The organism is Clostridium psychrophilum, assembly GCF_018861705.1.
Lineage (GTDB): Bacteria > Bacillota > Clostridia > Clostridiales > Clostridiaceae > Clostridium_AD > Clostridium_AD psychrophilum.
In genome coordinates, this window is record NZ_JAHLEC010000052.1 from 1 (window position 1) to 23,511 (window position 23,511).

The following is a 23,511-nucleotide window of genomic DNA, read 5'->3' on the forward strand; positions in this document are numbered from 1 at the left end:
TTTATTGAAATTTTCATATTAATTTACAATATTTTCAAGAGGCATAGCCTAAAATTTGAAATAGCTTAACTCCTACCGGAGAAAATATAGCTTTTTGTGGCTTAATCATATCATGTTATTTTAACTAATATTAAGTAAGCATTATTTGCATTATTAATCAGAATATAAAACATAAGAGTATACTCTTATCTTTTATATTCTGATTTTTTTGTGGTAAATTATTACTTTTAAAACTTTCTATGAACTTTTCAAAAAAAGACTGATTTTCATCCCAAATAGGCGTAATTTTTGACTGATTGGGAAATTATAGATGTTGATTTTTGAAAAATTCTGCTATAATAACAATTGTGTAAAAAAGGAGTGATTTATAGAGGCTTGTCTTTAAAATGTAAATAGCATAAATTCATATAAAAACATACGTTATAAAATATAGAGAGGAAGGCAAACATATGAAAAAAAGAGTAACATTAATAGCATTATTATTAACTATGGCAAGTTCTAATATTGCATTTGCTGATAGTGGAGTAGTAAATGCAAGTGCATTAAATATAAGACAGAATCCAACGCTTTCATCTCGCGTTATATCTTCTATTCCTCGCAATACGAAGATAAATACACTTGGGAAAAGTGGTTCATTTTATAAAGTAACTTATCAAGGGAAAACTGGATATGCATATAGCTCATATATAAAAATAGCAAAAGCAGTTAGTACATCGCCTGTAGTAATAGTTACTGGTGTTGGCAATATTACAGCATGGGGACTTAATGTACGTAAAGCGCCTACTAATGGCAATAATGTTATAGGTAAACTGAATCCAACTAAAAGTATAAATTTATATGGAATTCAAAATAACTATTATAAAATCAAATATGGTAGTGGGTGGGGATACATTGCTAAATCTTATGTTAAGTCAGGTGCGACTAAAACTACTTTAACTCAAAGCAGTAGTAAAACCAGCAAGATTAATACTTTAATCTCAAACGCAAATAAATTACTTGGAATAGATTATAAATGGGGAGGAGCATTGCCATCTACTGGTTTTGATTGCTCAGGGCTTTCTCAATATCTTTATAAAACTGTAGGGGTGACTTTACCTAGAACAACTTATGAGCAGATAACAAAAGGTACTCCTGTTAATATAAACAATCTTCAAAAGGGAGATCTAGTTTTCTTTGCAACAGATTCATCATCACGTTATAGTCCGTCTCATATGGGAATATACGTTGGAAATAATAAATTTGTTGAATCACCTAAAACTGGTGATGTTGTAAAAATAATAAGTTTAGATGGATATTTTAGAAGCGTATTTATAACAGGAAGAAGAATATTTTAAAAAATCATATCATTTCGAAAGCCTTCAAATATATACACATATTTGAAGGCTAGCGGAGAATTTATGAAAAAAGAATACAAATAGATTTAATATTTATTTGTATTCTAAATATTATAGACTTTTAGATAACTTTTGTTATTCGTATAAAAACCATTCCTATAGGCGAAGCTGAAAATTTAATATAAATTTCTTTCTAAAGCACTGAACTCATTAATGGATAATCTTCTTCTCCTATACCTCCACACATAGCATTTAAACCTGAATGAAGAAAACAAGACCTACTAATAGCTTCGTGACCATACTTTAACCTGATTTCATCAACTGCTTTATTTAGCCTACTATCTTTTTCATAATTAAAAGTATCGAGTAAAGAACATTGATAAAAATCATTACTGCAAAAATCTGTTACGTGGACACCTAAATGTCTTATTGGGTTACCCTTCCATGCATTATCAAATAAATAACACACTGTTTCATATATCTTTCTAGTTGAGTCAGTAGCTACTGTTAATTTCATTTGACGTGAATAAAATATCATGTCACTTCCTTTTATACTTATTGAAACTACAGTGCAACAGTTCCTTGAATTTCTTAATCGCATTGATACTGTTTCGCATAAAGATAGTAATACTATATGCGCCGTATTTTTATCGCAAACGTCAAAAGGCATTGTTGTAGAATTCCCTATGCCTTTAATATCAATATAGTTACTTTTTCTTACCTCTGAGTCTTCTATACCATTAGCATAATTATAAATTACTTGACCATGATTTTTGAATTTATTTTTTAAAATTCTTAAATCGTAATTTGCTAAATCTCCAATGGTATTAATATTTAAATCGTGCAGTTTTGGTGCTGTAGCTCTTCCTACCATGAACAAGTCTTCAATTGGTAGTGACCACATCTTTTGCTTTAATTCATAAGGAAATAAAGTATGGATTCTATCTGGTTTTTTAAAATCTGAAGCTACTTTTGCAAGTAATTTATTACTTGATATTCCTATATTTACTGTAAAACCAAGCTCATTTTTTATCCTATTTTTTATAATTTCGGCAAGTTTAATATAGTCTGGATATAAATGCTCCATGTTAGAAAAGTCTAGAAAGCTTTCATCTACACTAAATCTTTGAATTTGAGGAGTATATTCCTGCAATATTTTATGCATAGCGGAGCTACATTTTATATATAGCCAGTACCTAGGGGGAACTATTACAATATCTGGGCATTTAGCCCTAGCCTTATATAAGGTTTCGCCTGTATGAATGTTAAACTTTTTAGCAGGTATTGATTTAGTTAAAACAATACCATGGCGGCTTTCTTCATCTCCACCAACTACAGATGGTATCAATCTAAGATCTAAGTGCTCACCTTGCTGGATTCTATAGGCAGCTTCCCATGATAAATAGGCACTATTTGCATCTATATGAAATATTAATTTCTTCATAATTCTCTTCCTTTTATATTTTAATTAGAACGTGTGTTCGTAATAATTATTATATACTAATTTTTAAAATTTTAGAAGTGTTATTGAAAAATTATTTTCCTATTTGCTGAAATTAATAAAAATATGCTTAACAAGATTGTATTTATAATTTTTTGTTATACAATATATTTATTAACTAATGAAATTTTCAACGAAATATTATTATTAAATTAAGGAGAAAATCATGAAAAATTCAATTTTTTTTAAAAACATTAGATATCTAGTGACGTGTGATGATGATGACAATTTATTTGAAAATATAAATATGTATATTGAAAACGGTGAAATTAAATATATTGGAAATGAATTTAAATCAGCCAATGAGATTATAGATGCAACAGATATGGTGATGTATCCAGGACTTATTAATACACATCATCATCTATACCAAATATTTAGTAGAAATATTCCACAGGTTCAAAATATGGAATTGTTTCCATGGCTAAAATATTTGTATGAAATTTGGAAAAATATAAATAGCGATGTTATTATGTACAGTTCTCTTTGTGGAATGGGGGAACTTTTAAAAACAGGCTGCACAACTTGTTTCGACCATCACTATGTATTTCCTAAAAATCAGAATAACCTGATTGAAAGTCAGTTCGAAGCGGCAAAAATGATCGGCATCAGAATGTATGCATCTCGAGGTAGTATGTCTCTTAGTGTTAAAGACGGAGGACTTCCACCAGATACTGTGGTTCAGACTGTTGAAGAAATTTTAAAGGACAGTGACCGGTTGGTAAAGAAATTTCATGACAAAAGTCGTTTTTCAATGAGGCAAGTTGCAATTGCTCCTTGTTCGCCATTTAGTGTTTCGCAAACGTTAATGATTGAATCAGCAAAACTTGCAAGAAAACTTGGGGTCAGGTTACACACACATCTTGCAGAAACAAAGGATGAGGAAAACTTTACTGTGGAAAAATTTAACATGCGTCCTCTTGAGTATATGGAAAGTTTGGGTTGGTTAGGTTCTGATGTATGGTTTGCGCATGGTATTCATTTTAACGATAATGAACTTAAATTACTTGCGAGTACTGGTACCGGGATTGCCCATTGTCCAATATCCAATATGAAATTATCATCGGGGATTGCAAAAATTCCTAAGATGTTAAAGCTTAACGTTCCTGTTGGACTTGGGGTTGATGGAAGTGCAAGCAATGATGGCTCAAATATGCTTGAAGAGATGAGGGTTGCATTTTTGCTTCATAGATTGAATTCAAGTAAAAATGCGCCCACGGGATATGATATTCTTAAAATAGCCACAAGGGGTAGTGCAAAAGTTCTTGGACGTAATGATATTGGAAAATTATCTGTAGGAATGGCAGGAGATCTATTTATGATAAAGCTTAACCGATTAGAACTTATAGGAGCTGATCTTGACCCAAAATCGTTACTTAGTACTGTAGGTTTTAAAGGCAATGTTGATTATACTATTGTAAACGGTAAAGTCGTTGTGAAAGATGGCATACTTGTAAATATTGATGAGGAAAAAATCTACAATGAAAGTCATGTTGTGGCAAAAAAATTTATTCGAGGATTTTAAGCAATAGAGCAAGGAAATGTTGCTTAAAATCCAGGTAGTAATCAATTGAAATTTAAGGAATGTCTTAGTCATTAACTTTTAGTTAATGACATAATTGCATATATTGTAACACATATATATATGTGTGTTACAATATACATAAAGTTACTTTTTAGCAAATATGTCTAAAATTTAAACTTTGCTTATTTATATGATATATTATAAATAATTTAAGGAGGCGTTGTATATGGAAAAAATAAAAGTTTTAGTGCCATTAGATGGTACAGAAAGAAGCATGCACTCTCTTAATTGGTTGAAAAAATTCCTTAGCAAAGATGATGTTTCCATTACAATAATGAACGTAATGGAAATAGTGTTAACTAGCGATATGATGGTTCCAATGCCAATTCCAAATGAATTTGACTATTTATCAGAAGCAAGTGAATTATTTTTAGATACAGCAATAAAGGAATTAGAAGGCTATGAAGTTGAAAAGTTTTCAATTTTGGGATACGCTGGAGATGAAATATTAAAAAAAGCTGAAAAAGGTAGTTACGACATAATAGTAATGACAAAGTGTAGCAAAAAAGGGTTGTATAGAATACTTGGTTCTGTAACAAGTAAGGTTGTTAGAAATGCTAAAGTACCAGTAACAGTTATTCCTAATTAATATTTATTAAAATAAGAGCAAAGCCTTAATTTATAAAGTTTATAAAAAAACATCTGGAAATCAGATGTTTTTTTCTTTTAGTTAAGACAATATACTATTATACTGAATGGTTTTACACAAAAATATTAGCATTTACATATCTTTATTAATAGGCAATCTAATAGAGAAAAGTAGAATTAAATATTAGGTTCATCAAAACAAATAGTAAAACATATTATATTAATAAATGCTATTAGGAGGACATATGTGTTATTTGTGAATTGTTTATTAAATATGATTGGTAATGTTACATTTTTAACAGCGTATATAACTGGTAATGCTTCATTTCCTCAGCCATTAAGTGAAGAAGAAGAAAAATTTTACTTAATAAAGTTAAAAGAAGGTGATTTATTAGCCAAAGGAATACTCGTTGAACGGAATTTAAGACTAGTTGCACATATAGTTAAAAAGTTTTCATACCCAGGAAATGATATAGATGATCTTATATCTATTGGAACTGTGGGACTAATTAAAGGCATTGATTCTTTTGATATGAGCAAGGGAATAAGGCTTGCCACCTATGTTTCAAGGTGCATCGAAAATGAGATGCTCATGCTAATAAGAAATAATAAGAAAATAAAGAGGGAGATGTCCATTCAAGACCCTATCGGGAATGATAAAGATGGAAATGAGATATCGCTTATTGATGTATTAAGTAGTGATGAAGATTCTGTTATTGATATAGTAGAACGTAAAATACAACTTAAGCAGATTTGTAATGAGATAAACATAGGGTTGAATGATAGAGAAAAAGCAGTGATTCAAATGCGTTATGGATTACTTGATGGTAAGCCTAGAACCCAAAGAGAAATCTCATTAATTATAGGAATCTCTAGGTCCTATATTTCTAGAATTGAGCAGAGGGTATTAAAGAAACTTAATAAGAAATTAGATAAGAGTAATATAAATATATAGTTATAGTATGTAATATATAAATACATATTGCATACTATATAATATAGCATATGAAATAAGTATGTGATAGTTAATAGCCATTCTCTTGAAGAGAATGGCTATTTTTTCAAATGTTTTGTTCATAGTTACCTATCTTTATAAATTAACTACTTAATAGCATATATTTCACTAGTATATTATGCATACTATGTATATAATGTATATAGACAAATAAACAATAGGCTAATAGCCTATAATAATTGTTGTAGTTACTTACCATTAATATAAATTTTTACATAAAAGAATACTATAATAAATGGAAATATTAATAATAATATTTGTTATAAGTATATATTGTAATATACTTAGTGAAGATAAAATCTAAATGAAATGCACTAAAAAGGAATATGCAGTGAAAATTGGGGAGAATGAAATGGAAAACGACTTTAATCACAGAACCACAGAACCATATTTGTATTCTTGTAATGGTATGGTAACTGATGTTAATAAAGAATTTATTGATTTTACAGGGTATAAATTGGATGAAGTGTTAGGGAAATCACTTCTAGAACTAGGAAACATGATAAAAATTAATTCACAAATATATATTGATAATATAAGATGTAATTATATAGGCCATATATTCACAAAATTACAATCTGTAAGGGAAGTTAATATATCACTTCTTAAGAGCAATGAAATAAATGAAAAACTATATTCTTTTGTCGAGAAACCAAATTCAAGGCTTGAAGACAAGCTCATGTTTGAAGAAGAAATATTTAAAGATGATAAATCGGGTGTAGCTGTTTATAGTGTGCCTGATTTAATATTGCTTAAAGCAAATCAAAAGTATCTTAATTTAGTTGATTTAGCTTTTAATAAAAAAACAAATAGCATAGGTAGCCCTATTAGTGAAATTGTAAAAGCATTTGGTATTGAAGCTGAAGTTATATGGAACTCTATTATTAAAACGCAGAAGAGGACTAGCTATATAAAAGAATTTGTAACTGGCAATTTAAATAGCAATATAACTTATTGGAGGTTTGTTCAAACAGCTATATTTGAAAGAAAAAAGATAAAATATATATTTGAAACTGTTTCAAAGGTTAATGAAAAAGTTTTTGAAAATCAATATTTAGGACAGTTAAATAATATAACCGAGAGGACTAATGCAAATTCAATTGATATAATTGAGCAATCTAAAAAAATCGAGAAATATAAAAAAGAATTAGAAAATACAAAATGTAAATATGAATTTTTTCATAGAATGATAGATACTCTTGAGTTACCTGTTATTAGAATATCATGCCCAGATTTAAAAATTGTGGATATTAATAAAAAAGCATTTGGTATCTTCAACCTGACTAAATTTAATGTTAAATCGATCAAGAATATAGAAAATATAGAGATTGAAGATTTGTTTAATAAAATTGATATGAACGAATATTACAATTGTATTAGTGAAGTGATAAAAGAAAGGAAAACTAGGTATTTCAATAAAAAAAATTATTTGATAAATAAAAATAGTATGTATTGGAATGTTATTTTTGAACCTATGCTTGATTTAAATGGAAAAATTCAAGAAATATTAATTTTAATAATAGATGTTACTACAGAAATGAAGGCTAATATAGATATGGGAAAAGAATTAAAGTTGCAAGGAGAATTTTTTGTTAACATATCCCATGATCTTAAAACACCATTAAATGTTATATCTGCAACAGCTCAGTTATTTGATATGTATTGCAAGAGTGGATTACTCGATGATAAAAGAAATTCAATTATTAAATATATAGAATCAATTAAGCAAAATTCCTACAGATTATCTAAACTTATTAATAATATAGCTGATTTATCAAAAATTCAATCAGGATTTTTCAAATTAAAACTATCAAATAATAATATAGTCGAAACTGTAGAACAAATAGTAATGTCTGTAACCAATTTTACTGATAGTAAGGGTATAAATATTGTTTTTGATACAGATACAGAAGAAAAAAATATTGGTTGCGACGTAGAGAAAATAGAGAGATTAATATTAAATCTTATATCTAATGCAATAAAATTTACAGATGAAGGTGGCGAAATATTTGTAGATGTTAAGGATAAGAATGAATTTGTTGAAATATCAGTCAAAGATAATGGAATCGGTATTGAGGATAAGTACTTAGATATGATATTTGATAGATTTAAGCAGGTAGGTAAATCACTATCGAGAAATGTAGCAGGTACGGGCATTGGATTAAGTTTAGTTAAGTCGATTGTAGAATTACATGGTGGTAGTATATATGTTGAAAGTAAAGTCGGAAAAGGAACTAAGTTTACAGTTATGCTTCCTTCAAAAAAAACGCTTAATGAAAACATAATATATAATAATGAAGTTAAAAGTGGAGATCAAAATATAAAAGTTGAACTTTCGAATATTAATTCATAGCTTTGTTATATCTTTTTTATCTTGCAAGGTGGGGTAATATGAATTTTATAAGCGATTCAATTACCTTAATTTCCTTTTCTGAACATTTATCAATTAATGAATTTAAATCATTATTATTTGTATTAATATTTTTTTGCTCAAAAAACAAAGAATCTATGGAAATATGTAAACATTCGCAAACATTTACCAAAGTATCAATACTCATTTTTCTTTCTCCTCTTTCAATTTGTCCCAAAAAATATGTGGAAATTCCCAAAATTTCTGAAAAATCTTCTCTAGACATATCAAACGTCTCTCGTTCAAATCTTATTCTAATTCCAATGTTTACATAATTTATAATTTCGCTCATATTACTCATCCTTCTTATATTGCTATATTAGCAATTAATAGTTTACTACACTTTAGCCATTTAAATCTACTAACAACTATAACCTAGTTACATCCAAAATGATATCTATAATTATATCATTCTTGGGCAATATTTTAAATATAGATTAATTACTAATAAAAAATAGAAATAACTCATCTAAAAGTTAAATTATAGAACAAAATTGGATTGATTTTGCATAAAGTTCAATTAGATGAGCATACTAGAAATAGTATAATATATTTAGCAGAAAATCTCCTATTAATATTATAAAATAGAAACATAATCTTCTTGTCAAGGGAAGTATATGTTTCTTATTTTTTTTCACTACAAAGAACTGTTGATAATAAATAAAGATAAGTGTACTAAAATTAATACGATTTTGAAATGAATTATAGTGATATGTTCTAAAAATAGAACGTTTTTTATGAAAATAAAAGTTAAGTGTTCAAAAAATTCTACAAAAATATTGATTTTATACTGAAAACATAAATAATATTGAAATAAGAAGAATTTTATCAATAAAAAAATTAAATTTAGATTATATTTAAACTATTTACTGGGTTTAAGAGAAATATACCATTTTAAATTAAACTGGCATAATAATTGCTTACTAATATTATAAATACAAATTTTGAACTTGATTGCTATAGCGTAGAATTGAAAGTTTGCATTTATGAATGATTTAAAGAAAAGGTAGAAAACGATTTAATAACAAGTAAAATTATAAGTATTATGTAAAACAAGAGATAGATAATGATTTTTAGATATCTCAGAAAATGGTGAGGAGGAAGGTTTATGAATTTTACATTGACAAAAGAACAAGAATTTGTGCAAAAGATGGTAAGTGAATTTGCATTAAATGAAGTTAAACCAATAGCGGCGGAAATAGATGTAACAGAAAGGTTCCCTAGTGAAACTGTAGAAAAAATGGCAAGATACAATATGATGGGTATTCCAATTGCTGCTAAGTATGGTGGAGCTGGCGGAGACAATTTATCATATATTATTGCTGTTGAAGAATTATCAAAAGCATGTGCAACAACAGGAGTAATATTATCAGCTCATACATCATTATGTGCTGGACCAATAGATGCTTTTGGCACAGAAGTACAAAAAATGAAATACTTAGTTCCGCTTGCAAAAGGTGAAAAGCTAGGTGCCTTTGGATTAACTGAACCTAATGCAGGAACAGATGCATCAGGACAACAAACTACAGCAATTTTAGATGGAGATAATTATATATTAAATGGTTCAAAAATATTTATCACTAATGGTGGAGTAGCAGATACTTTTGTGGTTTTTGCTATGACTGATAAAACTAAGGGAACAAGGGGTATTACTGCTTTTATAATTGAAAAAGAATTCCCTGGTTTTTCAATTGGTAAACATGAAGATAAATTAGGAATAAGAGCATCATCAACAACTGAACTTGTATTTGAAAACTGCAAGGTTCCCAAAGAAAACATGCTTGGAAAAGAAGGAAGAGGTTTCGGTATTGCAATGAAAACTCTTGATGGTGGAAGAATTGGAGTAGCTGCACAAGCCTTAGGAATTGCAGAAGGAGCACTCGGCGAAGCTACTAAATATATGAAAGAAAGAAAACAATTTGGAAAACCACTTGCAGCATTCCAAGGACTTCAATGGATGGTTGCAGAACTTGATGTTAAAATTGAAGCTGCTAAACTTTTAGTTTATAAAGCAGCGTTTAATAAAGATAACGGATTATCATATACAGTAGAAGCTGCAAGGGCAAAATTATTTGCATCAGAAACTGCTATGGAGGTTACAACTAAAGCTGTTCAAATATTCGGAGGATATGGATATACTAAAGAATATCCAGTAGAAAGAATGATGAGAGACGCGAAAATTACTGAGATATATGAAGGAACTTCAGAAGTTCAAAAAATGGTTATAGCTGGGAATCTATTAAAGTAGGAGGAGATTAAGCAATGAATATAGTTGTATGTTTAAAACAAGTACCTGATACAAATGAAGTTAAGATAGATCCAAAAATGGGAACACTTATAAGAGAAGGAGTTCCATCAATAATAAATCCAGATGATAAAAATGCTTTAGAAGAATCTTTAAGATTAAAAGATGAACATGGTGCGCACGTGACTGTAATAAGCATGGGACCACCTCAGGCAGAAAAAGCATTAAGAGAAGCTTTAGCTATGGGCGCTGATGAGGCAATACTTGTATCAGATCGTGCATTTGCAGGAGCAGATACTTTAGCTACATCTTATGCATTAGCTGCAACTTTAAAGAAATTAGACTACGATGTAGTATTTGCTGGAAGACAAGCAATCGATGGAGATACAGCACAAGTTGGACCTGAAATCGCAGAGCATTTAAATCTTGCACAAATTACATATGTTGAAAAGGTTGACGTAATTAAAGGCGGATTAAAAGTTAGAAGAGCTTGGGAAGATGGATATGAAGTTATTGAAGTTAAAACTCCTGTTCTTTTAACAGCTATAAAAGAGTTGAATGAACCAAGATACATGAATATAAAGGGTATTTTTGAAATGTTCCAAAACAAAGAAGTAAAAGTTTGGAATGCAGATGATATTGGAGCAGATAAAGCTGTTCTTGGACTTAAAGGTTCGCCAACAAAGGTTAAAAAGTCTATGACTAAAGAACCTAAAGGAAAAGGCGAATTAATACAATTACCAGCAGGCGAAGCTGCTTTATATGTAGTTTCAAAATTAAAAGAAAATCACTTTATCTAAAATGTAGGAGGGAAAAAGCAATGAATATAGCAGATTACAAGGGCGTATGGGTCTTTGCAGAGCAAAGAGATGGAGAACTTCAAAAAATTTCTTTCGAACTTTTAGGTAAGGGACGAGAAATTGCAGATAAATTAGGAGAACAATTAACAGCTGTATTATTAGGAGATAAAACCGATGCTATGGCTTGCGAACTTGTAGCATTTGGAGCTGATAAGGTAATAGTTGCGAGTTCACCATTACTTGGTCATTTTACAACTGATGCATATGCAAAAGTTATATGTGATTTAGCAAAGACACGAAAACCAGGAATAATATTTGTAGGTGCAACTTATTTAGGAAGAGATTTAGGACCGAGAATATCAGCAAGACTTGCAACAGGTTTAACTGCTGATTGTACTTCATTAGATATAGAGACAGAAAACAATAATTTAATGATGACTAGACCAGCATTTGGAGGAAACTTAATGGCTACTATAGTTTGCGGCGATCATAGGCCACAAATGGCAACTATTAGACCAGGGGTTTTTGAAAAATTAACTAGAGATGCATCTAGAACTTGCCCAGTTGAAAAAATTACTGTTAATTTAAAAGAATCAGATATCAGAACTAAAACTATTGAAGTTGTAAAAGTAGCTCAAGTTTTAGCTGATATTGGAGAAGCTAATATTATAGTGTCTGGTGGACGTGGAGTTGGAAGTAAAGAAAACTTTGCATTACTAGAAAAACTTGCAACTACTTTAGATGGGGTTGTAGGAGCATCAAGAGCAGCAGTTGAGAATGGTTGGATAGACAAATCAGTTCAAGTAGGTCAAACAGGGAAAACTGTTAGACCTACTGTATATATAGCATGTGGTATTTCAGGAGCAATTCAGCATTTAGCTGGTATGCAAGATTCGGATTTCATAATAGCTATAAATAAAGATGCAACCGCACCTATAATGAAAGCTGCTGATGTAGCTGTCGCTGGAGACTTCTTGAAGGTCATTCCAGAAATGATAGCTCAAATTAATACATTGAGAGATAAATAATTTTATTATAAGCGATTTTGATGTGTTGCGCATCAAAATCGCTTTTATTTTTTTACATCAGGTTTTGTTATTTAATAGAGTCCTAAGTGTTTTATTAAATATAGACATAATACAGCTGCTTCACTTTTTAAGCTATTCTAAATATACTAAGAATTAGTATTAGAATAAACCTTTTGACACAATATATATATAGGAGCTGATTTTATAATGGATTATGAAAAAGATGCTGTAGAGATATTAAAGACTGTTATAGATAACGCTTATGATGGTATTATAATTGTAGATAAAAATTCAATTATAACTATGATTAGCAAATCATATTCTGAATTCGTAGGAATCTCAGAGGAAAATGCTGTAGGAAAACTTGTTACGGATGTTATAGAAAATACAAGAATGCATCTTATTTTACAAACAGGAGAAACTGAAACTGCTCAATTACAAGACATAAAAGGAAGCTATATGATTGCGACTAGAATACCTATAATAAAAAACGGAGAAATAATTGGTGCAATTGGTAAGGTGTTATTTAGAAATGTGAAGGAATTAAATAATCTTTATAGTAAAATTAAAGTTATGAAAAAGGAACTTGAAACTTATAAAACTCAGTTAAAGCAATTGAACACTGCAAGCTATTCATTTGATGATATCATAGGAACAAGTGAAAAAGTTTTAGCAGCTAAAACAATTGCACGTAAAGCGGCTCAAACACACTCCAACGTGCTTATACTTGGCGAGAGTGGCACAGGAAAAGAATTGTTCGCTCATGCAATACATTTAGCTAGTGATCGCTTGTATGCACCTTTTGTAAAGGTAAACTGTGGGGCTATTCCAAGTGATTTATTAGAATCAGAACTTTTTGGTTACGAAGGGGGTGCCTTTACAGGAGCTAAAAAAGAAGGCAAAATAGGAAAATTTGAATTAGCTGATGGTGGAACAATATTTTTAGATGAAATAGGAGATATGCCCCTTCATATGCAAGTTAAACTTTTAAGGGCAATTCAGGAAAAAGAAGTTGAAAAAATTGGATCATTAGGTAGTAAAAAATTAGACATTCGTATAATAGCTGCAACAAATAAAAATCTCGAAAAATCTATGCATGAAGGCAATTTTAGGCAAGATCTTTATTATAGATTAAATGTTGTAACTATTACTATTCCATCTCTTCGCGAGCGAAAAGATGATATTTTGCTTATTGCAAATCACCTTATAAAAAAGATTTCTAAAGATTTAAATAAAAATATAATAGGCATTTCTAAGGAGTCAGAATTTTATCTTAAAAACTATTCGTGGGAAGGAAATATTAGGGAACTTGAAAATATATTAGAAAGAGCAATTAATGTAATAGAAAATAGTAATACTATTTGTCCTAGAGATTTACCTGATGAAATTACAGGAAGAAAAGAAATTAAGCTTATTAAAAGTCTTGAAGAAACTATAGTGGAAGCAGAAAAGCAAGCTATTATGGATGCACTTAAAGCCACAGATGGAAATAAAACTAAAGCTGCTAAAAAACTTAAAATTGGAAGAACAAGTTTATATGAAAAAATTCAAAAATACAATATACCTTTATAGTTGTTCAATAAAATGAACGCTATTCTTAAAAATTAAGAATAGCGTTCATTTTTTCGAACTAAACAATAATATTCGTAAATATTAAGTTCTATTTGTCGTACATAGGGTTGTATCTAATTTTCGAATAATCATATAAACCCATCAAATCATAATAATAATCCTTTCTTTTTGTATGTTTTTATGATGTTTGGTTGGCATCATTATTGCTTATTATATTTGTAACAAGTCTAAATAATATAACAAAGGAAGTTAAACATTAAAAAAATTATGAAATTGAAAAAGAAACAAACCGCTATAGTTTCAGGTGAATAATATTATTAATTATAGTTGCATTTATGTGAATATATAGTAATTAAAAGTAAAATATAAGGAGGAATTATTAATGAAAGGATTAACAATGAAACAACTAAATATTGGTGATAAGGATTCTTTTGAAAAAACTATAAGTGAATCTGATGTATATCTTTATGCAGGAATAACTGGAGATCTAAATCCCGCTCATATAAACCAAAGAGAAGCTGAAACAACGATGTTCAAAGGTAGAATTGCACATGGAATGCTCACTGCAGGTTTCGTATCGGCAGTACTTGGCACAAAATTACCTGGACCAGGCACTATTTATCTAGGTCAAGAACTCAGATTTACAGCGCCAGTTAGATTTGGAGATACAATAAAAGCTGAAGTTGAAGTTATAGAAAAGAAGGAAGAAAAAAACATTATGAAATTAAGTACAATATGTACGAATCAAGATGGAGTTGTTGTTCTTAAGGGTATTGCAACTGTTATGCCACCTAAATAATAATTAACTACATTTTTATAATATGAGTGTCTTGATTAATGAACAATATTTTTATAGAACAGAAATATCGTTTTATTTTTAGAACACAATGAAAATGTTTACATGAAACATGTTCTCTTTAGTGCACAGAATACTAAGTTTAATGTGAAAATATTTCCGAAAATCACGTAAAAGCCATATAAAAGTCATAGAAAATTTGTTATTCACCATTAATTTATTGGCATGATAGTTGCTACTTATAATTATGAGTAGTTTAATCAAAATTAAATAAAGGGGGTTAAAAAATGAATAAAATAATGTCTAGCTATGATGCTATTGCTTTAATCAAAAATGGAGATACCGTTGCAGTGGGAGGATTTATCGGTTGCGGTCATCCAGAAGAATTAACGATAAAGATTAATGAATGTTTTCTTGAAAAGGGACTTCCTAATAATTTAACTTTGGTATATGCAGCTGGTCAAGGAGATTCAAAGGATAAAGGATTAAATCGTCTTGGAGAAGAAGGCTTAGTTTCAAAAGTAATAGGTGGTCACTGGGGACTTGCACCTAAACTTGTAAAGCTTGCTATTGAAAATAAGATTCAAGCTTATAATCTCCCTCAAGGAGTAATTTCCCACCTTTATAGAGACATTGCAGCAGGTAAACCAGGAACAATAACTCATGTTGGTTTAAAAACTTTTGTAGATCCTAGAATTGACGGGGGCAAGTTAAACGATATCACAAAAGAAGATATAGTTAAGGTTATTGAAATTGAAAATAAGGAATATTTGTTTTATAAAGCGTTTCCTATAAATGTTGCACTTCTTAGAGCTTCTTATGCTGATGAATTTGGGAATGCGACTATGGAAAAAGAAGCTGTAACACTCGATGCTCTGTCTATGGCACAAGCAGCAAAAAATTCTGGTGGGATTGTAATACTCCAGGTTGAAAAAATTGTGGCGAATGGTACCCTTGATCCAAGAAAGGTTAAGATTCCAGGAATACTTGTGGATGCTATTGTAATTTCAAAGCCTGAAAATCATATGCAAACTTATGCAGAACAATATAATCCATCTTATAATGGTGAAATAAAAATGGCATTAAGCAATCTAAAAGGACTTAAACTAGATGAGAGAAAAATAATATCTAGAAGGGCAGCAATGGAGCTTATTCCCAATGCTATTACAAATCTTGGAATAGGTGTACCTGAAGGAATTTCAATGGTAGCAAATGAAGAAGGAATTGCGAGTGGCTTAAAAGTTACTTTGGAATCAGGACCAATAGGCGGAATCCCTGCAGGTGGTTTAAGTTTTGGTGCTTCAATTAATCCTGAAAGTATACTGGATCAAAGTAATCAATTTGATTTTTATGACGGAGGAGGTTTAGATATAGCCTTCCTAGGTCTTGCTCAATGTGATGAAACAGGAAATATTAATGTTAGTAAATTCGGTCCTAAAATTGCGGGATGCGGTGGTTTTATAAATATAACTCAAAACTCTAAAAAAGTTGTTTTCTGTGGTACGTTTACTGCAGGTGGCTTAAAAATTGAAATTTGTGATGAAAAATTAAAGATAATACAAGAAGGTAAGGTTAACAAATTTGTTGAAAATGTTGAGCAAATCACTTTTAGTGGGGAGTATGCTGTAGACGTTTCTCAGCAAGTGTTATACATTACAGAAAGAGCAGTTTTTAGATTAACTAAAGAAGGTGTTACTTTAGAAGAAATTGCTCCTGGAATTGATTTACAAAAAGATGTTTTGGATAAAATGAATTTTACTCCAATTATATCTGAAAATCTAAAGTTAATGGATAAAAGAATATTTAATGAAGGTGTTATAGGGCTTAAATTAGCTAGATAATAAATACTGTTTTTGGAATAATAGTAGTATGGCATAATTTTTACTCAATTATAAAAGTAAACGGTTTAAAAAAAAGAGAATAAAATTAAAATAATGGAGGTTATATATATGTTAGGAGTTTTCGGTATCATACTAAGTTTATGCTTATTAATGTTTATGGCATATAAGGGTTTCTCAGTCATTGTCTTTGCCCCTATTTTTGCACTACTTGCTGCTTTATTTTCTGGAATGGCTATTTTGCCTACTTATACAGAAATATTTTTACCCAATCTTGGTAAATACATTACAATTTATTTTCCGTTTTTTCTATTGGGAGCAATATTTGGAAAGACAATGGAACAATCGGGTGCGGCAAAATCCATTGCCAAAACTATCGTAGAAAAATTAGGGAAAAAGAGAGCAATACTCTCAGTAGTTTTGTCAGCAGCTATCCTTACTTATGGAGGCGTAAGCCTTTTCGTTGTAGCATTCGCAGTATATCCATTTGCAGCATCTATTTTTAAAGAAGCAGACATACCAAAACGACTTGTTCCAGGTACAATAGCACTTGGTGCATTTACATTTACTATGGATTCGCTTCCTGGAACACCAAAAATTCAAAACTCAATTCCAATGAAATTTTTTAATACAGATCTTTACGCTGCACCTGTTATGGAATACTTGGAGCAATTATTATTATGACATGTGGTATTGCCTACTTGGAGTGGCGTAAGCGTACTGCTGAGGCAGCTGGAGAAGGTTATGGTGAAAACCATACTAATGAACCTATAATGGTTGATGATGATAGTTTACCAAATGCATTTTTGTCAGCATTACCATTAATCTCAGTTTTAGTTGTGACTCTAATTTTGCAAAAATTAGTTTTCCCACATTGGGATATTATTTCTTGGGTAACTAAGAAGCCTTACAATATGCTTTCAGCTGGTGTTGTAGGAACAATGAATAACTGGGCACTCATGATTTCACTTATAGTGGGAATTCTTCTTGCAATGCTTATTAATCCTAAACGTATGCAAGGTAATTTAGCAAAAGCTATTAATGCTGGTGCTATAGGTTCTCTTCTAGCAGTTATAAATACAGCATCTGAAGTAGGTTTTGGTAATGTTATTAAAACACTTCCAGGTTTTCAATCTATTGCTCATGCTTTAACAAATATAAATCCTCATGGTAGTCCACTATTATCTGAAGCAGTTACAGTGAATGTTCTATCTGGAGTAACTGGTTCAGCTTCCGGTGGAATGAGTATTGCACTTGATACTTTTGGTAAACACTATTTAGAATGGGCAGCAAATACTGGTATAAGCCCTCAATTACTTCATCGTGTTGCTGCTATGGCATCTGGTGGAATGGATACATTGCCTCATAATGGAGCGGTTATTACACTACTTGGCATTGCAGGTTTAACACATAAACAAGCATATAAAGATATATTTGCTATAACTATTCTTAAGACAGGAACATGTTTTTTCCTAATTGGGTTACAATCAATTCTTCATTTTGTTTAATTATCTATAAATGTTGAAATTACTTTATGAAAACTATTTTTAAGTACAACAATAAAACTTCAGAGAGAACTCTTTGAAGTTTTATTGCTGTATGCAATATTTTCCTATATTGGTCCAAATATATATTAAATAATATATAAAAATTTTGTAGCAATTTTAATCTGTTTTTGAAGTATGTCTTGAAATATTTAATAGGATTCCCATTGCAAACATATTGAAAACCAGAGATGAGCCGCCGTAACTTATAAATGGCAATGGTACGCCTGTTACTGGCATAGATCCAGTAACAACCGCAATATTTATAACGGCTTGAACAGCTATAACAGATGTAATTCCAACAGCCAAAATTAACCCATACATATCTTTAGCAGTGACTGCTATTTTAATACCGCGCCAGATTAAAACAACGAATAATAAGATTATAAAAGCGCATCCGATTAAGCCTAATTCTTCACCAATTATTGCAAAGATAAAATCAGTATGTGGTTCAGGTATATAAAGACATTTTTGTCTTGACTGTCCAATGCCGGCTCCAAAAATACCGCCTGATCCTAATGCAAGTAGTGATTGAACTAGTTGATATCCATCACCTTGACTGTCTTTAAAAGGATTTGTAAAATTCATAACTCTAGCCATTCTATATGGTGCAAGCATTGTTGCAGCAACAGCGGCTGCAACAAATGATGAACCTATAGCAAAAAGGTGGAGAAACCTTGCACCTACAGCAAATAAAATAATTATAGTAACAATCATTATAACAGCTGCAATACTTAAGTTTGGTTCTAGCAAAATTAAACCTGCATAAAGTCCTGAAACTAATAGGTATGGAAGTATACCTGTGGTGAATTTTTTAATCTCTTTTCCTTTTAAATCTAAGCTTTTTGCCATATATATCACTATAATATATTTCGCAATTTCGGATGGCTGAAAGGCTGTAGGTCCTAGATTAATCCACCTTTTAGAGCCATTAACAGGTGTAAAAGCAAATACGGTAACTAACAATACTATAGTAATTATCATAACAATTCCAGTATATTTTTTTATAATATGATAGTCAGTTTTAATTGCTGTGACCATAAGAACTAAGCCAATGCAGGCCCATAAAAGTTGTTTTTTTAAAAAAAATTGTGGATTATTATATTTGAAACTAGCAACATAGGAACTTGCACTATAAACCATTATTATTCCAATACAAACAAGGATCATTATAGTTGCAAATAATATGAAATCTATTTGGCCCATTTTAATTTTGGACTTTTTCATATTTACCCTCCTTGCATCTTTATTTAGTGTTATCATTAACCTTATTTTATTTTTCAATGGTATTAATACTTATTTGAGAAACAAAAACACTATGTAATTATAGCTTATTAGTAATTTGCATATATCTTAGATTATTTATATACATAGAAGAATCTAAAAATAGTTAAGATGTTATCATTACAATTTATATATACATTATCATATTCGACCACAATATTCAATATTTAACATTATTTTTATATAAAGATTACTTTTTTATAAATATAAAGACAAAAAGTACGGTTGTGGACCATAAAATTTTGATTTATGACATGCAATAAAAGGATTTTTATGAAAAAAGTTTATTGAAATATTCAAGACGTGTATCATTAAACTTGTTAATCCTGTAAAATAGAAGGAGCAAATATAAGTTACAAGAATATAATTCTATAAAAAATAAGTGATTTTTTATAATTTACTAAAATAGTAATGAATTGAATTTTGTAACATATTAATAAAATTAAAGGGTGATAAACATGTTTAAAGCTGTAATATTTGATATGGATGGTGTACTTATTGATAGTGAGCCACACCAATTGAAACTGCATGAAGATTATTTAAAATCCAAAGGTATTTACCTTAAGCCAGAAAGATTGAATCTAATTGTGGGAGGTAACCCCAAATTACGTTGGGATAGTATTAAAGATGCATTTCAGGGAAAGATGAAAAGAGAAGAGTATGAAGATGATTATGCGAAATATCATAATAAAGATATTGAAATAAATTACAAAGATATTTTAAATCCTGGAGTTGTCGATATACTAAAATGGTTAAAAAATGAATCATATAAAGTTGCTTTAGCCTCATCTTCCGGGATGAATAAAATTCAAATGGTTTTAAAACAATGTGGCATCGAAGAGTATTTTGAAGCTGTATTAAGTGGCGAAATGTTTAATAATTCAAAGCCTGATCCTGAAATATATCTTACAATGGTTAAAAAATTGAAGCTTGAACCTAAGGATTGTCTGGTAATTGAGGATTCTGTTTATGGAATTACTGCTTCAAAAGCAGCAGGCATATATACTGTTGCATTAGAAGAAAATCGATTTGGTTTTGATCAGAGTATTGCGGACGAAAAAATCACAAATTTACTAGAGTTGAAAAAAATATTAAAAAAGGATGTTAGAACATAGTCATGAACTAGTGGATATTTATTTATCTACTAGCTTTATGTTTTATATGCTATAATTAAAATGAAATATATTTACAAATATGTATTTATAATCAAGAGGGACGCTCTAACAATGGAAGAATCAGATACATTTGCAAGGGATAACAAAAAGAGAACTAAAATAATACCAAAACAAGACCTTATTAAACAAGAATTAGGAGAAAGGAAGTGTGAATTTAGTGGTGTTGTGTATTAGGGTTGCATTATATCATTAAAGATAAATTATGAAATTTATAGAAGAATTAAAAGAATATAAGAAACAAAGAATTAATGCAATACAAAGTAAAAAAGACGTGTTAAAAAAGTTACAGTTAGAATACCAAAGTAAAGTATATCAAGGGAAAGCTTTGGAAGAGCGATATAAAATTTGTTTTGACGATAGGATATTTGAATTATTAGTCAAACAAAATGTTAAAACAGAACAATTAAAATGCGAAATGAATAAGACTAAAGCACAATTAGAACTTATGGATATGGGCCAATTACCATTAAAAAATTCTGAAATAAAAAAACAAATAGATGATTTTGTAGGTTCTTTTAAATTAGAAAAATTAAAAGAAAATATATTGTTAAATAAAGAAGAATACATAAATTCTGTTAAAGTGTATAGTGAAACTATGGCTGAAATAGAATCTGTTAGAGTTGAAGTAGAAGAATTACAATCTATAATTGTTCACGGAAACAAAGGAACTATAAAAACTGCCTTTTGTAAAGCGGGTCACATTAATATTGGTAGTAGTGTCGTAACAGAGTATGTGCTTAATTCAGTAAAAAGCAAATAATCTTTCTAATTATATTTAAACTAAAAAGTACCTACAATTTTCATTGCAGATACTAGTTACATATAAAATCATGTTATATAAATAAAAAACATTTTTTATTTTCTAAAGTTACTTACTTTTTCCAATTCATCATATAAACGTGTAGTCATACGAAGCTTTAACTGGATACTGATTTAAGCAATTCAAAGATAATATTATTTTCCCAAAATATTCATAAACGTTGTAATGACACCAGCATTACAGAAATCTATAAATAAACTGCCCACTAATGGCACAATAAAAAACGCTTTAGGAGAATTACCATATTTTTTTGTCATAGCCCCCATGTTTGCCATTGCGTTTGGGGTAGCACCCATACCAAAGCCGCAATTACCAGAAGCCATTACGGCTGCGTCATAATCTCTTCCCATAGCATTAAAGGTTATAAAATAGCAAAATAATCCTGTAAGAATTGTCTGAGACAATAACATTACTATCAGAGGTAACGCTAATGCAGATAATTGCCATAATTTTAATCCCATTAATGCCATAGATAAGAATAAAGATAAAGAAATACCTCCTAAGACACCAACTTCATCTAAATGAACTTTAAATGCATTTGTAGAATCAGATATGTTTCTTAAAATTGCAGCTGCAAACATAGCACCAATATATGATGGAAAAGTCATGCCTGTTTTTTCCAAAAGTATAGATATAATTGTACCAAGTCCCATAGCTAATAAGATCTGAGCTGCGGCGCTCATGAAGTTATTATAATTTAGCGGTTTTTCATTATTTTCTTTGGTTGCGACTATTTGATCATAGGTGGTTGAATTAATAGTTTTCATAGGATATGAAAGATTATTTTTTTCTATTAATCTCTTTCCTATAGGTCCACCAATGATGCTTCCTATAACTAAACCAAATGTAGCTGATGCTAATGCAACGGTATTTGAACCAAATGCACCTGCTTTTTCAAATATTGGACCAAAAGCACCTGCAGTTCCATGCCCACCTACCATAGGTACGGATGCTGTAGAAAGACCTATAAGTGGATTTAGACCAAATGTTTTAGCAAGCGTTACCCCTATAATGTCTTGAAAAACACATAGTATTATGGATATACCTAAAAAAATAAGAACTCCTTTTCCACCTTTTTTTAATAATTTAAGGCTTGCAGTAAGCCCAATAGTTGTAAAGAATACCGTCATAAATAATTTTTGAAGAGTTATATCCATATCAAAAATCAATATGTTACTTACCTTAAGTATTAAAGTAATTATTGCGAAAATCAAGCCTCCAATTACTGGCGCAGGTATACAGTACCTATCTAAAAAAGCTAGCTTATTTTTAATTTTTTGTCCTATAAATAGAACAACAACTGCTAGTGACGCTGCTTGAACCATGTCTAATTTTAAAGCCATTTTTACTACCACCTCATATAATGTAGTTGCAAGCATTGATAATAAATTAGTAATAACAATTACGAATACCATTGTTAATATATTAGCAAGGATTCAACTATTTAATTTAGTAAATAAAAAGAAAAGAAGAATTTTTAAAAATATGCCTGCTTTTTTATAGATTCCACTGGCATAAATTACCTAATTCTTTTCAGCTTTTTAAAGAATAAGAGTTTTGAGCTCTCTTTTATAAACCATCATGTTACTAATTGTAACAAAAATAAGGACATTATGAAAGTGAAAAATGATAGAAATTTGATATGAAGTTATTAATGAACAATTATTTATCAGTTTATTGACATAAAATTAAGTTGAAAAAAGAAAGTATATCCTAGATAAAATTACCGTGAATCTTTTTAATGCAAAATAGAATTCATCATTATCCCAATACTAACTAAAACAATTATATGATCATAAGTTTTATATAATAGAATTAATCAATCACGAATTATGTTATCCCTTCATATTTTAATAGTAAAATATAGATAGTGTTAACTATCTTATGAAAAAACATTAACTGGAATAATTAGGATGTGGATTTTGGATTGTAACTCAAAAATATTAATAGAAATATCTCAAGACATGTGTACTATC

At 29.8% G+C, this 23,511-nt stretch carries 18 protein-coding genes and 1 pseudogene; 15 read left to right on the forward strand and 4 right to left on the reverse strand.

The genetic code is table 11. The features are described 5' to 3' along the window. Nucleotides 1-449 precede the first annotated feature (449 nt). Nucleotides 450-1,334: a C40 family peptidase gene (locus tag KPL38_RS11595; protein ID WP_216289295.1), complete on the forward strand. Its 885-nt coding sequence runs from the start codon at nucleotides 450-452 to the stop codon at nucleotides 1,332-1,334. 193 nt (nucleotides 1,335-1,527) lie between these two features. Here KPL38_RS11595 and KPL38_RS11600 read toward each other — a convergent pair whose 3' ends face one another. Continuing rightward, nucleotides 1,528-2,781: a DNA polymerase Y family protein gene (locus KPL38_RS11600; protein WP_216289310.1), complete on the reverse strand. Its 1,254-nt coding sequence runs from the start codon at nucleotides 2,779-2,781 to the stop codon at nucleotides 1,528-1,530. 220 nt (nucleotides 2,782-3,001) lie between these two features. Here KPL38_RS11600 and KPL38_RS11605 point away from each other — a divergent pair, with 220 nt between their 5' ends. The 4 genes from KPL38_RS11605 to KPL38_RS11620 all read left to right on the forward strand — a co-directional run bounded on the left by KPL38_RS11605 (nucleotide 3,002) and on the right by KPL38_RS11620 (nucleotide 8,376). Next, a complete protein-coding gene (locus KPL38_RS11605; RefSeq protein ID WP_216289296.1) occupies nucleotides 3,002-4,360 on the forward strand; it encodes an 8-oxoguanine deaminase in 1,359 nt (452 codons plus the stop codon). 226 nt (nucleotides 4,361-4,586) lie between these two features. Next, complete coding sequence (locus KPL38_RS11610; protein WP_216289297.1) at nucleotides 4,587-5,009, forward strand: universal stress protein; 423 nt, start codon at nucleotides 4,587-4,589, stop codon at nucleotides 5,007-5,009. Between the two features lie 246 nt (nucleotides 5,010-5,255). Further along, a complete protein-coding gene (sigK, locus tag KPL38_RS11615) occupies nucleotides 5,256-5,963 on the forward strand; it encodes an RNA polymerase sporulation sigma factor SigK (protein ID WP_216289298.1) in 708 nt (235 codons plus the stop codon). Nucleotides 5,964-6,375: 412 nt separating this feature from the next. Then, nucleotides 6,376-8,376 (forward strand): PAS domain-containing sensor histidine kinase, encoded by a 2,001-nt coding sequence (locus tag KPL38_RS11620; protein ID WP_216289299.1) that lies wholly within the window; start codon nucleotides 6,376-6,378, stop codon nucleotides 8,374-8,376. A gap of 16 nt (nucleotides 8,377-8,392) precedes the next feature. Here the strand turns inward: KPL38_RS11620 and KPL38_RS11625 are convergent, their stop codons facing one another. Next, nucleotides 8,393-8,725, reverse strand: coding sequence for a helix-turn-helix domain-containing protein (locus KPL38_RS11625; RefSeq protein ID WP_246577932.1), 333 nt, complete (start codon nucleotides 8,723-8,725; stop codon nucleotides 8,393-8,395). A gap of 816 nt (nucleotides 8,726-9,541) precedes the next feature. Between KPL38_RS11625 and KPL38_RS11630 the strand changes: the two genes are divergently transcribed. The 7 genes and pseudogenes from KPL38_RS11630 (at nucleotide 9,542) to KPL38_RS11660 (ending at nucleotide 18,220) form a co-directional block, all read left to right on the forward strand. Continuing rightward, complete coding sequence (locus tag KPL38_RS11630) at nucleotides 9,542-10,681, forward strand: acyl-CoA dehydrogenase (protein WP_216289300.1); 1,140 nt, start codon at nucleotides 9,542-9,544, stop codon at nucleotides 10,679-10,681. A gap of 14 nt (nucleotides 10,682-10,695) precedes the next feature. Continuing rightward, nucleotides 10,696-11,478, forward strand: coding sequence for an electron transfer flavoprotein subunit beta/FixA family protein (locus KPL38_RS11635; protein ID WP_216289301.1), 783 nt, complete (start codon nucleotides 10,696-10,698; stop codon nucleotides 11,476-11,478). A 20-nt stretch (nucleotides 11,479-11,498) separates the two neighbouring features. After that, nucleotides 11,499-12,506 (forward strand): electron transfer flavoprotein subunit alpha/FixB family protein, encoded by a 1,008-nt coding sequence (locus tag KPL38_RS11640; RefSeq protein WP_216289302.1) that lies wholly within the window; start codon nucleotides 11,499-11,501, stop codon nucleotides 12,504-12,506. 207 nt (nucleotides 12,507-12,713) lie between these two features. Further along, nucleotides 12,714-14,078 carry a sigma-54 interaction domain-containing protein gene (locus KPL38_RS11645; RefSeq protein WP_216289303.1) on the forward strand — a complete coding sequence of 455 codons (1,365 nt, stop codon included), beginning with the start codon at nucleotides 12,714-12,716 and terminating at the stop codon, nucleotides 14,076-14,078. Between the two features lie 382 nt (nucleotides 14,079-14,460). Then, a complete protein-coding gene (locus tag KPL38_RS11650; protein WP_216289304.1) occupies nucleotides 14,461-14,877 on the forward strand; it encodes a MaoC family dehydratase in 417 nt (138 codons plus the stop codon). A gap of 284 nt (nucleotides 14,878-15,161) precedes the next feature. After that, the gene (locus KPL38_RS11655) at nucleotides 15,162-16,715 is read left to right on the forward strand and encodes an acyl CoA:acetate/3-ketoacid CoA transferase (protein ID WP_216289305.1); all 1,554 of its coding nucleotides are present in this window, start codon (nucleotides 15,162-15,164) and stop codon (nucleotides 16,713-16,715) included. Between the two features lie 108 nt (nucleotides 16,716-16,823). After that, nucleotides 16,824-18,220, forward strand: a pseudogene (locus KPL38_RS11660) (GntP family permease). 156 nt (nucleotides 18,221-18,376) lie between these two features. Here the strand turns inward: KPL38_RS11660 and spoVE are convergent. Then, nucleotides 18,377-19,483, reverse strand: coding sequence for a stage V sporulation protein E (spoVE, locus tag KPL38_RS11665; protein WP_216289306.1), 1,107 nt, complete (start codon nucleotides 19,481-19,483; stop codon nucleotides 18,377-18,379). A gap of 515 nt (nucleotides 19,484-19,998) precedes the next feature. On the opposite strand from spoVE, the gene KPL38_RS11670 reads away from it, so the two are divergent. From KPL38_RS11670 to KPL38_RS11680, 3 genes are read left to right on the forward strand one after another with little or no spacing between them, the layout of a single operon-like run. Beyond that, on the forward strand, nucleotides 19,999-20,655 hold the full coding sequence (locus KPL38_RS11670; RefSeq protein ID WP_216289307.1) for an HAD family hydrolase: 657 nt from the start codon (nucleotides 19,999-20,001) through the stop codon (nucleotides 20,653-20,655). Nucleotides 20,656-20,715: 60 nt separating this feature from the next. Beyond that, nucleotides 20,716-20,889 (forward strand): hypothetical protein, encoded by a 174-nt coding sequence (locus KPL38_RS11675; RefSeq protein ID WP_216289308.1) that lies wholly within the window; start codon nucleotides 20,716-20,718, stop codon nucleotides 20,887-20,889. A 28-nt stretch (nucleotides 20,890-20,917) separates the two neighbouring features. Further along, the gene (locus KPL38_RS11680; RefSeq protein ID WP_216289309.1) at nucleotides 20,918-21,475 is read left to right on the forward strand and encodes a hypothetical protein; all 558 of its coding nucleotides are present in this window, start codon (nucleotides 20,918-20,920) and stop codon (nucleotides 21,473-21,475) included. A gap of 194 nt (nucleotides 21,476-21,669) precedes the next feature. Here the strand turns inward: KPL38_RS11680 and gltS are convergent, their stop codons facing one another. Next, a complete protein-coding gene (gene gltS / locus KPL38_RS11685) occupies nucleotides 21,670-22,950 on the reverse strand; it encodes a sodium/glutamate symporter (RefSeq protein WP_312884203.1) in 1,281 nt (426 codons plus the stop codon). Between the last annotated feature and the right edge of the window lie 561 nt (nucleotides 22,951-23,511).

Excerpts from the sequence above, each read along its gene's own strand:
- KPL38_RS11605 (WP_216289296.1), top strand. The coding sequence starts at position 3,002 with ATGAAAAATTCAATTTTTTTTAAAAACATTAGATATCTAGTGACGTGT.
- KPL38_RS11645 (WP_216289303.1), top strand. The coding sequence starts at position 12,714 with ATGGATTATGAAAAAGATGCTGTAGAGATATTAAAGACTGTTATAGAT.
- KPL38_RS11675 (WP_216289308.1), top strand. The coding sequence starts at position 20,716 with ATGAAATATATTTACAAATATGTATTTATAATCAAGAGGGACGCTCTA.
- KPL38_RS11650 (WP_216289304.1), top strand. The coding sequence starts at position 14,461 with ATGAAAGGATTAACAATGAAACAACTAAATATTGGTGATAAGGATTCT.
- KPL38_RS11625 (WP_246577932.1), bottom strand. The coding sequence starts at position 8,725 with ATGAGCGAAATTATAAATTATGTAAACATTGGAATTAGAATAAGATTT.
- KPL38_RS11630 (WP_216289300.1), top strand. The coding sequence starts at position 9,542 with ATGAATTTTACATTGACAAAAGAACAAGAATTTGTGCAAAAGATGGTA.
- KPL38_RS11595 (WP_216289295.1), top strand. The coding sequence starts at position 450 with ATGAAAAAAAGAGTAACATTAATAGCATTATTATTAACTATGGCAAGT.
- KPL38_RS11670 (WP_216289307.1), top strand. The coding sequence starts at position 19,999 with ATGTTTAAAGCTGTAATATTTGATATGGATGGTGTACTTATTGATAGT.
- gltS (WP_312884203.1), bottom strand. The coding sequence starts at position 22,950 with ATGGTATTCGTAATTGTTATTACTAATTTATTATCAATGCTTGCAACT.
- KPL38_RS11620 (WP_216289299.1), top strand. The coding sequence starts at position 6,376 with ATGGAAAACGACTTTAATCACAGAACCACAGAACCATATTTGTATTCT.
- KPL38_RS11610 (WP_216289297.1), top strand. The coding sequence starts at position 4,587 with ATGGAAAAAATAAAAGTTTTAGTGCCATTAGATGGTACAGAAAGAAGC.
- spoVE (WP_216289306.1), bottom strand. The coding sequence starts at position 19,483 with ATGAAAAAGTCCAAAATTAAAATGGGCCAAATAGATTTCATATTATTT.
- KPL38_RS11680 (WP_216289309.1), top strand. The coding sequence starts at position 20,918 with ATGAAATTTATAGAAGAATTAAAAGAATATAAGAAACAAAGAATTAAT.
- KPL38_RS11655 (WP_216289305.1), top strand. The coding sequence starts at position 15,162 with ATGAATAAAATAATGTCTAGCTATGATGCTATTGCTTTAATCAAAAAT.
- KPL38_RS11635 (WP_216289301.1), top strand. The coding sequence starts at position 10,696 with ATGAATATAGTTGTATGTTTAAAACAAGTACCTGATACAAATGAAGTT.
- KPL38_RS11640 (WP_216289302.1), top strand. The coding sequence starts at position 11,499 with ATGAATATAGCAGATTACAAGGGCGTATGGGTCTTTGCAGAGCAAAGA.